The organism is Schaalia odontolytica (genome assembly GCF_009730335.1).
Classification (GTDB): Bacteria; Actinomycetota; Actinomycetes; order Actinomycetales; family Actinomycetaceae; genus Pauljensenia; species Pauljensenia dentiphila.
In genome coordinates, this window is sequence record NZ_CP046315.1 from 1,168,551 (window position 1) to 1,184,510 (window position 15,960).

At 66.0% G+C, this 15,960-nt stretch carries 12 protein-coding genes; 7 read left to right on the forward strand and 5 right to left on the reverse strand.

Going from position 1 to position 15,960, the window contains the following annotated elements; all coding sequences use genetic code 11:
- Window positions 1–11: 11 nt before the first annotated feature.
- The 7 genes from FOC40_RS05040 to FOC40_RS05070 all read left to right on the forward strand — a co-directional run bounded on the left by FOC40_RS05040 (window position 12) and on the right by FOC40_RS05070 (window position 7,636).
- Window positions 12–650 (forward strand): RsmD family RNA methyltransferase, encoded by a 639-nt coding sequence (locus FOC40_RS05040; protein WP_003792652.1) that lies wholly within the window; start codon window positions 12–14, stop codon window positions 648–650.
- Window positions 647–1,117: a pantetheine-phosphate adenylyltransferase gene (coaD, locus tag FOC40_RS05045; RefSeq protein ID WP_003796279.1), complete on the forward strand. Its 471-nt coding sequence runs from the start codon at window positions 647–649 to the stop codon at window positions 1,115–1,117. Before FOC40_RS05040 ends, coaD begins: the two co-directional genes overlap by 4 nt.
- Before the next feature lie 30 nt (window positions 1,118–1,147).
- Complete coding sequence (locus FOC40_RS05050; RefSeq protein WP_039929734.1) at window positions 1,148–1,858, forward strand: hypothetical protein; 711 nt, start codon at window positions 1,148–1,150, stop codon at window positions 1,856–1,858.
- A complete protein-coding gene (locus FOC40_RS05055) occupies window positions 1,851–2,417 on the forward strand; it encodes a YceD family protein (protein WP_003792649.1) in 567 nt (188 codons plus the stop codon). The genes FOC40_RS05050 and FOC40_RS05055 overlap by 8 nt, the downstream gene beginning before the upstream one ends.
- Window positions 2,417–3,139 carry a ribonuclease III gene (gene rnc, locus FOC40_RS05060; protein ID WP_003796282.1) on the forward strand — a complete coding sequence of 241 codons (723 nt, stop codon included), beginning with the start codon at window positions 2,417–2,419 and terminating at the stop codon, window positions 3,137–3,139. Before FOC40_RS05055 ends, rnc begins: the two co-directional genes overlap by 1 nt.
- Before the next feature lie 78 nt (window positions 3,140–3,217).
- Window positions 3,218–3,832 (forward strand): response regulator, encoded by a 615-nt coding sequence (locus FOC40_RS05065; protein WP_003796284.1) that lies wholly within the window; start codon window positions 3,218–3,220, stop codon window positions 3,830–3,832.
- Between the two features lie 255 nt (window positions 3,833–4,087).
- Window positions 4,088–7,636 (forward strand): alpha-L-fucosidase, encoded by a 3,549-nt coding sequence (locus FOC40_RS05070; RefSeq protein WP_039929735.1) that lies wholly within the window; start codon window positions 4,088–4,090, stop codon window positions 7,634–7,636.
- A 106-nt stretch (window positions 7,637–7,742) separates the two neighbouring features.
- On the opposite strand, the gene FOC40_RS05075 is transcribed toward FOC40_RS05070, so the two are convergent.
- From FOC40_RS05075 to FOC40_RS05095, 5 genes are all read right to left on the reverse strand, one after another.
- Window positions 7,743–9,389 carry a GAF domain-containing sensor histidine kinase gene (locus FOC40_RS05075; protein WP_003796288.1) on the reverse strand — a complete coding sequence of 549 codons (1,647 nt, stop codon included), beginning with the start codon at window positions 9,387–9,389 and terminating at the stop codon, window positions 7,743–7,745.
- Entirely contained in the window at window positions 9,386–11,140 is a 1,755-nt protein-coding gene (cydC, locus tag FOC40_RS05080) for a thiol reductant ABC exporter subunit CydC (protein ID WP_003796289.1), read from the reverse strand. Before cydC ends, FOC40_RS05075 begins: the two co-directional genes overlap by 4 nt.
- The gene (gene cydD, locus FOC40_RS05085) at window positions 11,137–12,813 is read right to left on the reverse strand and encodes a thiol reductant ABC exporter subunit CydD (protein WP_039929736.1); all 1,677 of its coding nucleotides are present in this window, start codon (window positions 12,811–12,813) and stop codon (window positions 11,137–11,139) included. The genes cydC and cydD overlap by 4 nt, the downstream gene beginning before the upstream one ends.
- A gap of 115 nt (window positions 12,814–12,928) precedes the next feature.
- Window positions 12,929–14,050 (reverse strand): cytochrome d ubiquinol oxidase subunit II, encoded by a 1,122-nt coding sequence (gene cydB, locus FOC40_RS05090; protein WP_003796292.1) that lies wholly within the window; start codon window positions 14,048–14,050, stop codon window positions 12,929–12,931.
- A 14-nt stretch (window positions 14,051–14,064) separates the two neighbouring features.
- The gene (locus tag FOC40_RS05095) at window positions 14,065–15,612 is read right to left on the reverse strand and encodes a cytochrome ubiquinol oxidase subunit I (protein ID WP_003796295.1); all 1,548 of its coding nucleotides are present in this window, start codon (window positions 15,610–15,612) and stop codon (window positions 14,065–14,067) included.
- Window positions 15,613–15,960 lie beyond the last annotated feature (348 nt).

Consider the following 15,960-nt stretch of genomic DNA (forward strand, 5'->3'; position numbering starts at 1 on the left):
AGGGTAGGGGTATGACCAGAATCGTCGCAGGCAGCGCCAAGGGACGTACCCTCGCCGTGCCCAAGTCCGGCACGCGTCCCACCTCCGAGCGGGTTCGCGAGGCCCTCTTTTCGCGCCTGGACCACATGAACGTGCTGGACGGCGCGACCGTCCTCGACCTCTACGCCGGAACGGGCGCCCTCGGACTCGAAGCTATGTCGCGCGGAGGCGCCCACGCCACCCTCGTCGAAAAGGCCTCGGCCGCCGCCCGCGTCGCCTCTGCGAACGTTCGCTCGACGGGGCTGCCAGCCCGCGTCGTCACCGCCGACGCGCGCACCTACCTGGGAGCGCGCAACGGGGAAGCGCTCGCGGGAGACATCGACCTGGTCTTTATCGACCCGCCCTACGACATCGCCGAAGAGGACATGACGACGGTGCTGGCCTCCCTTGGCCCCTGGATTGTTCCCGATGCCCTCGTCGTCGTCGAACGCTCTACGCGCGCGCCCGCTCCCACGTGGCCGGATTTCCTCGTCCTCGAGGACCAGCGCACCTGGGGCGAAACCGTCGCCTACTTTGCCGGTCCGCCCCTGCCTAAGGATGAAACCGCCGACGGTGCGCAGTCCCTCGAGGACGCACAGGCCTCGTCGAGCGAGGAGGAGGAAGACCGATGATCGCGCTGTTCCCCGGTTCTTTTGACCCCTTCACGAACGGGCACCTCGACGTCGCCGAGCGTGTCTGCGCCATCGCCGACCGACTCATCATCGGCGTCGGAGCGAACCCCGCCAAGCGCGGCCTGATCGCCCCCGAAGAGCGCGTCAGGCTCATCCGGGAAGCCACCGGCCACCTCGGCGGCGTTGAGGTCATCCTCCTGCAGGGCGCGACCATGGACGAGGCCTCGCGCCTGGGAGCCACGCTTATCGTCAAGGGCGTGCGCTCCTCAATCGACGTGGACTACGAGGCCCCCCAGGCGGTCTTCAACCGTGAGATCGGGGGTGTTGACACCTGGTGGATTCCGACCCGTCCGACCCTCGCACACGTCTCCTCGAGCGCCGTGCGCGAACTCGTGGGTCTGAAAAAGGATATTTCTCGGTATGTCCCTCCAGCGATTGAGCGATTTTTGACCGACAATAGAAGCTGAATAATGCCCGGTGGGACGCAGGAGGCAGCCATGGCTGACACGACCGACAACCAGACTCAGGACGAGTGGAACGAGGAAACCGTCTACGGTCCCTCCACCGTGATCGCCGCCCTCGACCAGATTGAGGACCTCGTCGAGTCCTCGCGCGCGGTGCCCCTGTCGGCCTCGATCATGGTCAACAAGGCCGAGATCCTCGACCTGCTTGACCAAGCCCGCGAGGCTCTGCCGGAGGACCTCGTGGCCGCCGATGCCGTTGTCGCCGACGCGGACGCCGTCCTGGGACGCGCCGATTCAGCCGCCGAGACCCGCATCGCCGAGGCAAATTCGCGCGCCTCCTCGATCCTCGATCAGGCCAACGAGCGCGCGGCTCAGATCCTCGCCGACGCCGAGGAAGAAGCCGAGCGCACCCGCTCGCGCGCAAACGACGAGGCCACCGCGCTCGTCTCGCAGGCCCGCTCGGATGCCGAGGCCACGATCGCCGACGCGAACGCCCAGGCCGCCCGCATCATCTCCACCGAGAACATCGTGCGCATGGCCGAGGATCGCGCCCGCGAGATCGTTTCCGAGGCCAAGCGCTCGGCAGCCTCCCTGTGTGAAGGCGCCGACGACTACGTGGCCTCCTCGTTGGATGAGCTTGCCCACCTCATCTCCGACCTCGCGCGTCGCACCGACGCTGGACGTCGCACGATCGCGGAGCGCCGCGGCGTCGACGTCACCGATGTGGATCTGACCAATGAGTGACAATTCCCTGACCCTGTCCCTGGCGCGCCTGCCGCGCGCCCTGGGATCGACGCTGCACCAGGACCTCGTGTGGGTGACCCCCGACGACCTGGGTACCCCCTCCATGTCGGCCGTCCCCGGCGTCCCCCTGGACGTGTCCGTGGACTTCACCAGCGTTGAGGACGGCGTGCTCGTCCAGCTTGCCACCTCCGTGGATCTCATCGGGGAGTGCGTGCGCTGCCTCGACGAGGTGCGCGACCATCACGACGTCTCCAGCGCGGAGGTCTACTTCGAGGCTGACGCGCCCGCCCTGACCCCCTCCGAGGACGATGAGGAGGTCGAGGACCTGTTCGTCATCGGCGAGCGCGACACCGTCGACATCGAGACGCAGCTGCGCGATGCGATCGTTCCCCTCGTGGATCCGCGCCCGCTGTGCAGTGAGGACTGCGCGGGCCTGTGTGACGTCTGCGGCGAGAAGTGGGCTGATCTGCCTTCCGACCATGAGCACTTTGTCGTCGACCCGCGCTTGGCCTCCCTGGCCTCCCTGCTGGGCAACGACGCCGAGCCGGGGCGATCCTGATGAGTCGTGCCAAGCACCTGACCGTTCCTCCGCGTACCGACACGGAGGCGCTGGTGGAGGCGTGGGGGACCCGCATCGACGCCCCGCTCCTGCAGTTGGCGCTCGTGCACCGCTCCTACGCGAACGAGGCCGGGGGCATCGCGAATAACGAGCGCCTCGAGTTTCTGGGTGACTCGGTCCTGTCGATCGTGATCGCGCAGAAGCTCTACGAACAGTACCCGGACGTGGCCGAGTCGGACCTGTCGCGCATGCGTGCCGCGACCGTTTCCCAGCAGCCCCTGGCTGCCGCCGCCCGCCGGATCGGCCTGGGTGACTTCGTGTTCCTGGGCAAGGGCGAGTCGATGCACGGGGGACGCGACAAGGATTCGATCCTGTCCGACACCTTCGAGGCTCTCATCGGCGCGACCTATCTGACCAGCGGCCTGGAAGAGGCGCGCCGGGTCATCCTTGAGCGCCTGAGCTTCCTCCTCGTGGATGCCCCCTCGCGCGGCCAGCACCAGGATTGGAAGACGATCCTTATCGAATACTCGCAGGCTCAGGGCCTGGGCGAGGTCTCCTATGAGGTCGAGGGGGAGGGGCCGGACCACCAGCGCGTGTTCACGGCCCGCGCTTTCGTCTCCGAGCGCCCCGATCCGATCGGCTCGGGGCAGGCCTCGTCGAAGAAGCACGCGGAGAACGCGGCCGCGCAGGATGCGATGAGCCGCCTGTCTCCCGAGAAGTAGTAAGTACACGAGGGCTTTTGCCCTCCCGACGGTTAGAATCAACACGTGAGTGAAAATACGTCCGCGCGTACGCGCGTCATGATCATTGACGACCACGAGATCGTTCGACGTGGCATTGCCGAGATCGTCGACCGCGACGACGCCCTCGAGGTTGTCGCCGAGGCCGGATCCGTTGCTGATGCCGTGCGTCGCGCCGACCTGGTGCGTCCCGACGTGATCCTGGTGGACCTGCAGCTGCCCGACGGCACCGGCATCGACATCATGAATCGACTGCGTTCCTCCCACCCGCAGATCCTCCCCGTCGTGCTCACCTCCTTCGATGACGATGAGGCCCTGGCTGAGTCCCTCGAAGCGGGTGCACGCGCGTACATCCTCAAGACCGTGCGTGGCGCGGAAATCACCGACGTGATCAAGGCGGTCGCCGACGGTCGCGTGCTGCTCGATGAGCGTACTCTGACGCGTCGCCGCGTCGATCACGAGGATCCGACCGCCGACCTGACGCCGTCGGAGCGCAAGGTCCTAGACCTGATTGGCGATGGCCTGTCGAACCGTGAGATCGGAGAGAAGCTGGGTGTCGCGGAAAAGACCGTGAAGAACCACATCACCTCTCTCCTGTCGAAGATGGGCCTGCAGCGCCGCACGCAGGTGGCCGCGTGGGTGGCCGGGCAGAGGGCGGCGTCCTGGCGTAACTGAGCCACTGCCTCGTTCCGGAAGGAGCGAGACGAACATGAGCGGGTCGGAATTATCCGGCCCGCCTGGCTTGTATGTGCGCCCGTCGTCGTATTTATCCTGCGGGTTAAGTTGTCCACTAATCAGGGGAATCCTCGATTTATGAGAAAGCTACTATCAAACTGGTTTATGAAAAAGCCCTATGGGGTAACGTTCGCCTCATCCTCACCGTAGAGGACGGACACTGTCGTCCACCATCACCCCTTGAAAGGACACCCCGTGAACCTCAAGCGAATGCTTGCCGGTTGTGCGGTCGCTACGGCACTGGTGCTCGCACCCATGAGCGCCCCCAGTTTTGCCGACGCAGCACCAGCGCCTACCGGCGTCCCCGCAGCGGTACCACTGAGCTCCACCCCCAAGATCGCCAAGTGGCAAGAACTCCAGTACGGCATGTTCATGCACTTCGGCGTCTACTCCGTCTACGGCGGCTACTACAACGGACACCGCCAGGGCATGGGCTACCCCGAGCAGATCAAGGCCTGGGAGAACATCCCCACCGACGACTACCTGCTCAAGGCCAAGGACCTAGCCGCAAACTTCGACGCCTCCGCCATCTGCAAGACGGTCCACGACTCGGGTATGAAGTACCTGATGATCACGTCGAAGCACCACGACGGCTTCGCCATGTGGGACACGAAGACGACCGACTACAATATCGTCAAGCAGTCCAACTACGGCAAGGATCCGATGAAGGAGCTGTCCACCGAGTGCAACAAGCTCGGCGTCAAGCTCGCCTTCTACTTTTCGATCATCGACTGGACCAAGCAGACCCCCGAGCCCTACGGCAACGTCAACCCCATCGATGAAGATCTGATGACGACCGTCATCAAGCCCCAGCTGACCGAGCTCCTCACCAACTACGGCCCGATCGCCGAGCTGTGGTTCGACATGGGCGGCCCCACCGCCGAGCAGTCTCAGCGCATGGCTCAGTGGGTCCACGAGCTCCAGCCCGAGACGATGGTCAACTCGCGCGTGTGGAACAAGGCAGGCGACTTCGAGGTCGGCGGCGACAACTCGGTGACCACGGACTTCCACATGGGTCCCTGGGAGTCGATTCGCTCGATCTACCCGGCATGCTGGGGATACTGCTCGTGGGCGAACCGCGACGATAGCGCGAAGAGCTACAAGGAACGCGAGCTGGTCAACAACCTCATTGGCACGGTCGCCTCGGGCGGCCAGTTCGCCTACAACATCGGTCCCAAGGGCGACGGCACGATCGACGCCTTCGACGCCGGCGTCGTCACCGAGGTGGGCCAGTGGATGGCGCGTCACCCCGATGCCATTACGGGAGCTCGCCCGACGTGGTACCCCGCCCCCGCCTGGGGCAAGGTGATGACTAAGGGAAACGATCTGTACTTCTTCCCCGAGCTGTGGAGCCCCGGCAAGACGCTGACGCTTCCCAGCGTCGGCGGCCACGTCACCGCCGTCACCGTGGACGGCACCGACCGTTCCCTCGAGTTCGCCCAGGATGACACCACGCTCACGGTGACCATGTCGGGTGAGAACCCGGAGCCGAACCTGCGCCCCGTCGTCAAGGTCACCTTCGATGCCGCCCCCACCTACGTGCCCACGCAGACGGTCACCGCCGTCGACGGTGCGACCATCTCCTCCGAGCAGTTCTTCGGACGAGCCTCCGCACTGCGCTACTCCGGCGCGCAGGCCTACGACGCCTACCTGGTGAACAAGACGGACAAGGCCATCACCGACCTGACCCTGAAGTTCTCGGGCAACTTCGACGCCTCCACGACCTACAAGATCACCCTCGGTGCTACCTCTATCGAGGTGACCGGCGCGCAGATTCAGGCCGGTGAAGTCGGCGAGGGCCTCAGCCTCGAGCCCGGCAAGGTCACGCCCCTGCGCCTCGAACTGGCACACCCCTCCTACTACGCCAACTCGATCGGCCTGCGCTCCGTGAGCGCGACCCTGCACGTCTACGGGGAGAACGCGGCCACCCAGCCACCCGTCATCGCCACGGACCCATCCTCTGTCTCCGTCAAGGCGGGGGAGAGCGCCACCTTCACCGTCGTCGCCTCGGGCCGACCGGCCGCCACCATCCAGTGGTACCGCGTCCCCAAGGGGGCAAGCGAAGGAACGGCGATTCCGGACGCTACGAACGGCATGTACACCCTGACGACGACCTTCGAGGATGACGGCGCGCAGTTCTACGCCGTCGCCACGAACGCCAACGGCTCCGCGACCTCCCAGCGCGCGACCCTGACCGTCTCCAAGGGCAGAGACAACCTCGCACTCAACAAGACGGCCACCATGTCCTCGACCGGCTGGGGAGGCACCGCCTCGCGCGCCGTGGACGGCAACACGGACGGCGTGTGGGACAACGGCTCGGTCGCCCACACCGGCAAGCAGGCCAACCCCTGGTGGGAGGTCGACCTCGGCGAAACCCACCCCCTGGGCGTCGTCAACGTCTGGAACCGCTCCTCCTCCGACAACTGCCAGGGAATCTCCTGCGACCAGCGCCTGCACGACTTCTGGGTCGTCGCCTCCGAGACGCGCCTCGATGCTTCCTTTAATCCCGCCACGGCCGGCGCTGTTGACGGCGTTCACATGATCAAGGTCGATGGAGTTGGCGGCCGCCCGAGCGCGGTCGACTTCGAGGGCTTCGATGCTCGCTTCATTCGCGTCATCCAGCCCACCGAGTTCGGCGAGTTCGCGCTCGCGGAGGTCGAGGCCTTCGCGGCTGCTGCCACCACCCCGGACCCCGGCGATCAGGAGCCCCCGGTCATCAAGCCGCTGACCGTCACCGCCAACCCCGCTGAAGACGCGCAGATCTCCGGTGACGGCGCCTTCCGCACCGTGACGGCGAAGGAAGGCACGCAGGTCACGATCAAGGTCGAGGCGAGCGGCAAGCCCACCCCGACTCTGTTCTGGCAGATCAAGCGCGAGGGCACCGATTCGTGGGCCATCGTCGAAGAGGAGAACGGCCCCGAGCTGAGCCTCACGATCGACGGCGAGAACAACGGCTCGGTCATCCGCGTCATGGCCATGAACGAGGCCGGGTTCGCTGAATCGGGTCTTGTGGCCCTCGCCCTGGCCGAGGAGCCGGCACCCGAGCCCGAGCCCAGCCCCGATCCGACTCCGGACCCCGCACCGACGCCTGATCCGACTCCGGACCCGGCGCCCGCTCCCGATCATACGGTGGGCACCTGGATGAACGACGGAGCGGGCTGGTGGTGGAAGATCAGCGCCGGCGGGTACGCCAAGAACGAGACCCTCACGCTCGGTGGCAACGTGTACCGCTTCGACCAGAACGGCTACATGCTCACCGGCTGGGTCTACTGGGATGGCGTGTGGCGCTACCACAACGGCGCCGGAGCGCAGGTCACCGGCTGGGTCAACCTGGGTGGCTCGTGGTTCTACCTGACGCCAGAGACCGGCGCGATGGTCACCGGCTGGCAGATGGTGGGAGACAAGTGGTTCTTCTTCGCCTCTAACGGTGTCATGATGACCGGCTGGCTCTACACGAGCGGCACGTGGTACTACCTGGATCCGTCCGGTGCGATGCACACCGGCTGGCTTCAGATGGGCTCTCACTGGTACCTGATGAGCGACAGCGGCGCCATGACGATCGGATGGAAGCCGCTGGGAAGCACCTGGTACTACTTCGGTGCCTCGGGCCAGATGGCCACCGGCTGGCAGCAGATCGGCGGCGCCTGGTACTACTTCGGGACAGGAGGCGACATGTACACGGGCGGCCACTGGATTGGGTGGCGCTGGTACACCTTCGGCAGTGACGGACGCTGGCTGGGCTGATGCTCAGCTGAGAGCGGGGAGATAACAACTCCCGTCCCTAGGCGGTGGGGGTGGGGTTCCAATCGGAACGTCCACCCCCACCGTCGTGTTGTGCGTGTGCGTCTGGTCAGCCCTCAAGCGGAGCGATCCACCGGATCTGGGTGCCCACCCCGCCCTCGCCGCTGCCCGCATCGAACGCGCCGCGGTGTCGTCGTGCACGTTCCGCCATGTTCGCCAAGCCGGAGTTTCGGGTACGCGATGGGTCGATGCCACGACCGTCGTCGGTGATCGTGATGCGCACGCGCCCCGATTTGCCACGCCCCGACACATCGACGCACACGGCCGCTGCGGTCGCGTGGGCGTGGCGGGCGATATTAGACAGGCCTTCACGCACGATAGCCACGACATCATCGGACAGGTCTGGGTCGACGCGCCCGTCGAACTCGTCGATGACGACGAGCTCGTTATCCAGGTCCGAGTTGATGGCGTTGCCGTCAAGCGTGATGAGCAGCGAGGGCGCAAAACCGAGGGCTGAACGTGTCAGCGACGATTCGCGGCGGATTCTCTCCACCAGGCCGACGGCCTTGTCGCGCTCGCGTAGGTTGTGCACGATCGTGCGGATCTGACGCACGGCCTCGTCGATGGAAGCGAGCGAAGAATCGATGAGGGACTCGAGGGCAGCCGGGTCCGTCTGGCCTGCAGCGACCTTCTGCTTGGCTGCATCCAGGGCCATGCCGGTCGCAAACAGCTGCTGAATGGCAAAGTCGTGGAGGTCGCGCCCGATGCGGTCGCGCTCGTCCAGCAGTGCGGCCACGTCCTGAGCGTGGCGAGCCGATGCAAGCTCAAGGGCAAGCGTGGCCTGGGAAGCGAGGGATTCCGCGAGCGAAAGCTCGGAGCTGTCGAACTCGGGTGCGCCGATCTGACGGAGCAGAATGAGGACACCGGACGACACGCCACGCGAACGCAGTGGCGCGTACAGGGCCGATCCGAAGGCAGCCAGCTGGGGGACACGCATCGTCTGCGCGCGCGACATCGAGTCCACGATCATGCCGGTACCCTCGTGCAACACGCTCATCGCGCGGCCTTCGGGCGGGAAAGTCAAACCCAGCAGGCTGGAGGCGTTCTTGCCGTCGACGATTTCGGCAGCCCACGTGTCGCCCACGGACTGCAGGACGATGATGGCGGTGTCCGCGTGGGACACTTCGCGCACGGTCTTGGCAATGAGCTCGAGCGCCTCCTCCTCATCGGCGCCCTCCAGCATGGTGGTCGTCAGCGACTGAGAGGCGCTGATCCACCGCTCGGTGCGCTTGGAGTCCGCGTACAGGTGCGCGTTTTCAACGGCGATGCCAGCGGCGGGTGCGAGCGCGCTGAGGACAGCGGCATCGGCGGACGAATACCCGCCCGCCTTCCCGCACAGGTACAGGCGTCCGTAGACCTGCTCGTGTACGAGGATCGAGACACCCAGGAACGGGGGAGTGGAAGCGGGCAGATCGAGGTCGGGTGCATCCGACGGAGAGTTGACGAGGAGAGGCACACTCGCGGGGATTGCCGTCATGAGAGACTCGGGGACCTCGGGGACTGGACCGTCCTCGTGGAACTCAAGTTGCAGGGTGGTGGCCCCCCACGTGTCCAGGACTGAGAGCGTAGCGTGCGGAGAGGACGTCAAGGCGCAGGCCTGGTCCACGAAGTTCTGCAGGCCCGCCTTCAAGTCCAGGGAACTGGTGAGGTCCAGGGCAGCTTGCAGCAGCGTGAAGTCAGTGGAGTCGGTGCTCATTGTTCCTCCTGGTCGAGGGCCCAGCGGTAGGCGGGGAGGGCCTGCAGGACCTCGTCGTGTGTGCCGCGCGCGGCGATCGTCGCGCACTGGCCGGGCTCGGGCGCAGCCAAGACGATGACGTGGTCGGCCTGGTCCAGGGCGCTCAAGCGGTGGGTGACCACCAGGGTAGCCCGCTCGGGTGAGCGCGTCAGGAGCGTTTCCATGAGGCGGTCGGCCGTCGCCGCATCAAGGTGCTCGGAGGCCTCGTCGAGAGCCATGATCGGAGCGGGCGCGGCGAGTGCCCTGGCCATGAGCAGGCGGCGGCGCTCGCCGCCGGACACGGTTGTGCCTCCGGAGCCGATCACGGTGTCGAGGCCGTCGGGCAGGGACTGAACCCACTGCACGAGGCCGGCTCGGGACAGCAGTTCCGAGGCCTCGTCGCGGGTAAGGGATGCGCGCGCGACCCGCAGGTTTTCGTAGATGGTGGTGGCGAAGACGTGTGCGTCCTCCGCCGTCATCGTGATGCGTGAGGTGAGTTGGTCGCGATCGGCTCCCCATGCGGGAACGCCGTTGATCAGAGAACTGCCCGACTTGGGTGGGATGATGCCCGTGAGGGTCGCTAGCAGCGTCGTCTTGCCGATGCCCGAGGGCCCGACGATCGCGAGGGACGATCCCGGGCGTAGCGTCAGCGAAATACCCGTTGCCAGCGTTGGCCCGCCCGGCCAACCGATGGCGAGATCGCGTGCCTCGATGACGGTGGCTCCCTCCGGAATGTCGTGGGGCTGCGCCGGTGTTTCCTCGTCCAGGAGCGAACAGATGCGCGTCGCGGCCTGGGCGCTGCGCACGAGCTGGGCGGCGGCGGGCGTCAGCTCGGCGACTCCCTCGAAGGCGGATAGTGGGACGAGGACGATGACGGCCAGGAGGACCTGTACGAGGACCCCCGAGGTCGTCTGTGGGATCCCGATCAGGAGGGCGCCGATCACCGCAACGCCCATTGCGCATACGTCAAGGCCGCGCGCGAACGCGGACAGGCGCGCCGAGCGGGCCAGAGCGGCGCTCAGGGCAGCCTCGGACTCGCTGAGAGAGCGGCGCGCGCGCTCCAGCGTGCCCGCCATGGACAGCTCGGTGGCACCCTCGAGGATCGCGAGCGAGGTCGCCGCGATGTCGGTGCGCGCATCGGCTCCCTGGCTCTCGGCCAGGCGCCCCGAGCGGGCGATGAGGGCCGGGGCGATGACGCCCGAGACGACGAGGCTGATCGCGAGGATGATGCCGGCCGCCGGAGAGATGATCGTGATGACACCGACCGTACCCACGCCGACGATCGCCGCGACAAGACCTGGCAGGAGAGTCTTGACGACGACGTTGCCGACCTCATCAACGTCGGCTCCCGCGCGGGTCATGAGATCGCCTCGGCGCAGCGTGGAAAGCTTCGTTCCGGGGGCCGCAGCCAACTCGTCGTAGAGGTTGTTGCGCAGGCTATCCATGCCCGTTAGCGCCAGCTTGTGGGAAGCGAGGCGTGACAGGTAGCGTGCGAGGGCACGCGAGACACCAAAGAGGCGAACCGAGGTCGCAGCGACCGTCAGGTAGAGCACCGGGGGTTGCTGGGACGCGCGTGCGATGAGCCAGGCGGCGGTGCCGCCGAGAGCGATTGTGGCGCTGAGGGAGGTGACGCCGAGAAGCAACGACAGAGCGAAACCCGAGCGCGAGACGTCGAGCATGGAGATGCATCGGCGCAGCGCAGCGGATTCAGCGCGGGTGAGAAAGAGCTTCATGCGCGTGCCTCCTCGTCAGCGGCCGGGCGAACGTCGATGACAGCATCAGCTGCCTCCATCATGGCTGCGCGGTGCGCGATGACGATGACGGTGCGTCCCGCGTCCCGCATCGCGTCGATAGCCCGCACGACGGTCTCTTCGCTGACGGCATCGAGGTGTGCTGTGGGCTCGTCGAGGATAACGACCTGGGAGTGTGCGGCGAGGGCTCGCGTGAGGGCGAGGCGCTGGCGCTGCCCAACGGACAGGCCGACGCCGCCGGAGCCGATGACGGTATTCCACCCGTCGGGGGCACTGGCCAAGACATCATCGAAGCCGGTTGCCGCTGCCGCATCGTTCAGGTCGTCGAGAGGCAGATCGCCCATGTTGTCCAGGATCGTACCGGGAACCAGCGTGGGGGATTGGGGCACCCACGAGATCTGGTGACGCCACGCGGCGGGATCGATATCCAACAGGACGGACTCGCCGCTTTCGGAGGACGAGGCCGACGGCCGCAGCAGGACACGACCTGCATCCGGTGTCATGTCGGCCAGCAAACACAGGACAATCGTCGATTTTCCCACGCCGGAGGGACCGCACAGCGCCGTCACGATGCCAGGCGCGATGACGCCGCTCGTCGGAGCCGGCGCCCACGCGCCGCGCGCACGCACGCCGAGGCCATCGAGAACGATGTCGGTGCGTGCCATGTCGGGGCACTCGTCGGTTCCGGGGGAGTCCACGGCCTCGGCCTCTTCGATGATATCGAACGCTGCCTTCGACGCCGTCACGCCGTTCGCCGACGCGTGAAACTGTGCGCCGACCTGGCGCAGGGGGTCGAAAACCTCGGGCGCGAGCATGATGACAGCGAGGCCGTGGAACAGTGAAATGTTGCCGAAAACGAGGCGCATGCCGACCTCGACGGCGACGAGGGCCACCGACAGGGTCGTCAGGAACTCGAGCACGCCGCCCGAGAGGAACGCGACGCGAAGCGTGGCCATCGTAGCCTTTGTATTCGCGGCACCCAGAGCGTGCAGGTGCGTGCGCGGTGCCTTTTCGCGGCCGAGGCCGCGGAGCGTGGGCAGGCCGGACATGAGGTCGAGGAGCTGGGCGGTCAGGCGCTTCATCGACGCGAGCTTGTCCTCCGAGGCTGCCTGCGTAAAACGCCCGATGAGAATCATGAAGATCGGGATCAGAGGGATGACGAGGAGGGCGATGAGCGCGGACCAGAAGTCGAGCAGAAGAATGACGCCGAGGGCCGCCGGGGTCACCGTGCACACGAGGACAAGCTGGGGCAGGAAGGAGACGAAGTAGGGACGCAGATCCTCGAGCCCGGTCGACAGTAGGGTCGTCGTCTCCGCGCCCTTGGTCGCCCTCCAACGAGATCCCAGCGTGACGGTCGCATCCACGACGCGTCCGCGCAGCTCCCTCACCGCAGCGGCGGCCGCGCGAGTGCTCACCGCCTCACGAGCGGCGACGATCAGCGCGCGGCAGGCAAACACGGCCGCGATTCCCACAATGAAGGGCCAGACGTCGGTGAGGGACGCGGTGCCCGAGACGACAGGGGAGAGGGCTGCGGAAATGAGAAGCGCCTGGGCGAGAACCAACAGCGCAGTCAGCGTCCCTAGGAGGGCCGTCACAGCGATGGGGCCGCGCGCCGAGCGGGCATAACGCAACAAGCGAGGATCAAAGGGACGCACGTATCTATTGTGCCTGAAAAAGCCTCATCATGGGTCAAAGGTCCTCATCCTCGTGGCGTGACAACAAACGCGCCCGGCCCCTGCAAGGGGGGCCGGGCGCGTCGTGATGCGAGGATCAGTTGGCGAAGAAGCTCTCGCCCACGCGGATCTTCTTGAGCAGCAGACCCGTCTGCGTCTCTACGTCCTCGGCGCCCACGCGAGCGCGGAACATCCAGTAGGACCAGAAGACGTAAACCAGGACGATCGGCAGCAGGCAGACGGTCACGATGGTCATGACAGTTAGCGTCGACGGGGTCGAGGAAGCCTGATCAATCGTCAGCGAGTACGCCGGGTTGATCGAGGATTTCTGGACGGCCGGAGCCATCGAAGCGAACACCCACGCGACAGCGCCGGCGATGGCGACCGAGGAGGCCACGAAGGACCAGCCCTCACGACGCAGCGACGCCTGTGACAGAGCCGTCGACGCGATGATCGCGAGCGCAGCAACCAGGAGCGGGATCCACGCCAGAACGTTCGTCGTGTAGGCGAACTGACCCCAGAGCAGCCAGGCGGCGGCCAGGACGGTCGCAGCGATCGTCGCGGGGGCGGCAATCGCGTTGGCGCGGTCGCGGACCTCGCCCGTCGTCTTCAGCGCCAGGAACTGCGCGCCGTGAGCCAGGCACACGGCCATAACGGCCAGACCGCCCAGGATGGTGTAGGGCGTGAGCAGCGAGAAGAAACCGCCGGTCAGCTGGTGCGTCGCGGTTGCCAGCGACTGGTTGACCAGCGTCGGGTCGATGACGGTGCCGGTGGCCACGTCAACAACCTCGATGCGCATGCCCTGAACGAAGTTCGCGAAAGCGACGCCCAGCAGGATCGGGACGAGCCACGCGCTGATCGTGTGCGCCCAGTCCCAGGCGTGACGCCACTTCTCGGTGGCGACCTTGGAGCGCCACTCGAGAGCCATGACGCGGATGATCAGGCAGACGAGGATCAGGAACAGGGCGAGGTACATGCCCGAGAACATGGTCGCGTACCACTCGGGGAACGCGGCGAAGGTTGCGCCACCAGCGGTGAGCAGCCACACCTCGTTGCCGTCCCAGTGGGGGCCGATCGTGCGCACGGTCTGGGTGCGCTCACGGTCGCCCTTGGCGACGAAGGGGAGGAGCATGCCGACGCCGAAGTCGAAGCCCTCGAGGATCAGGTAGACCGTCCACAGAACGGCGATGAGAACGAACCACAGGATAGACAGAGTCATGATCGGTGTTCCTCTCAGTATCCGAAGGACAGGTCGGCGGGAGCATCGTCTTCAACCTTGTCGGCCTTCGACGAGTGGATGCCCTCGACGGCGTAGCGCTTCATGAGGATGTACCACATGACGCCGAGGACGCCGTACAGCAGGGTGAACAGGATGAGCGAGGTGAGCATCTGGCCAGCCGGAACGTTGGGGGAGATACCCATGTCGGTCATCATGTTGACGGAACCCAGGTCGGAGCCCGCGGACAGCGCCTGCAGGTTCGGGACGACAACCCACGGCTGACGCCCCATCTCGGTGAAGATCCAGCCGAAGGAAGCGGCTGCGAACGGCAGGGGGAGGTTGACCAGGGCGAGGACGCTCAGCCACTTGTTGGACGAGGTGCGTCCGCCGCGGGTGGCCCACAGGCCCCATGCCGCCAGCAGGAAGGCCAGCATGCCCAGACCGATCATGAAGCGGAACGACCAGAAGGCGACCATCTGCGGAGGACGGAAGTCATACTGCGAGGCGTCACCGTACTTGGCGGTGAAGTTCGCATCGGAGTTGAGCAGCTCCACCATGCGCTCCTGGACGTCGGCGACACCCTCGGAGGTGGCGGTGAAGGAGTTGTGCGACATGAAGGACGCGACGCCGGGGACCTTGATGAACTGGGTCGGCTGCGCGCCGTTATCGCCGAGGGGGCAGGAGCCGAACTGGGCGATCGTGAAGGCCGCGCCGTCGGTGTCCACACAGATACCTTCGGCGGCAGCCATCTTCATGGGCTGGACCTCAACCATCTCCTGGCCCTGGATGTGGCCGGAGGCAGCGGTGCCGAGGCCGCCGATGAGGACGGCGGTCAGGCCGAAGCGGGCGATCGGGCGCCAGACGTTACGCGACTGAGCCATGGCCTCGTCGGAGCCCTCGCGGGCGGTGCGCACCATCCACCAGATGGAGATGCCGGCAACGAAGGAGCCGGCGACCAGCCAGGCGGAGGTGATGACGTGTGCGTATTCGCTCAGGTAGACGCCTGAGGTGATGAGCTCCATGAAGCCGCTCACGCCGTTGAGCTCGGCGCGGCCGGTCTCGGGGTTGAAGCGGGCGCCCACGGGGTGCTGCATCCACGCGTTCGCCGCGAGAATCCAGGCCGCCGAGAACATGGTGCCCAGGGCGACGCACCAGATCGTCAGCAGGTGCATGCCCTTGGAGAGGCGGCCCCAGCCGAAGATCCACAGGCCCAGGAAAGTGGACTCGAGGAAGAAGGCGAGGAGGGCCTCGACGGCCAGGGGAGCGCCGAAGATGTCGCCGACGAAGCGGGAGTATTCGGACCAGTTCATGCCGAACTGGAACTCCTGCACGATACCGGTGGCGACACCGAGCGCGAAGTTGATGAGGAGGAGCTTGCCAAAGAAGCGAGTTGCTTGCAGCCAGTATTCCTTGCCGGTGCGGTGCCACGCGGTCTGCATGATGGCAACCAGCAGGGACAGGCCGATCGTCAGCGGCACGAGGACGAAGTGGTAGACGGTGGTAACACCGAACTGCCATCGTCCGACGGTGACCGCGTCAAGCGCTGTCTGCGCGAGGGTCATGATGGGACCTTCTCGTATTGGGATTGGGGTCGACTATCCCGTGTCCGAGATCCATGGGACCTATGTCACGGGTTGCCATTAATGTAGCCCAAAAACGTCGGTTGGATTGGTTGAAATGCTGGTTCAGAGGCCGTTTTGTGACATACGCGTCCGAATAATTTTTACGGGTTCTTCCGTGAAATATCGCTCCGTGTTGCGTTGTTCTGATCACCACATCGTCGGTACGAGGCCCTGTTGTGCGACAATAGACGTGAATGGATGTCGCGGGAGTGCCCCCGCGACGAGAGCCGAGCGATGACGTATTCATATGCCGCCGGCCGCTGCGCATCAGCGCTCCACTAGGTTTCC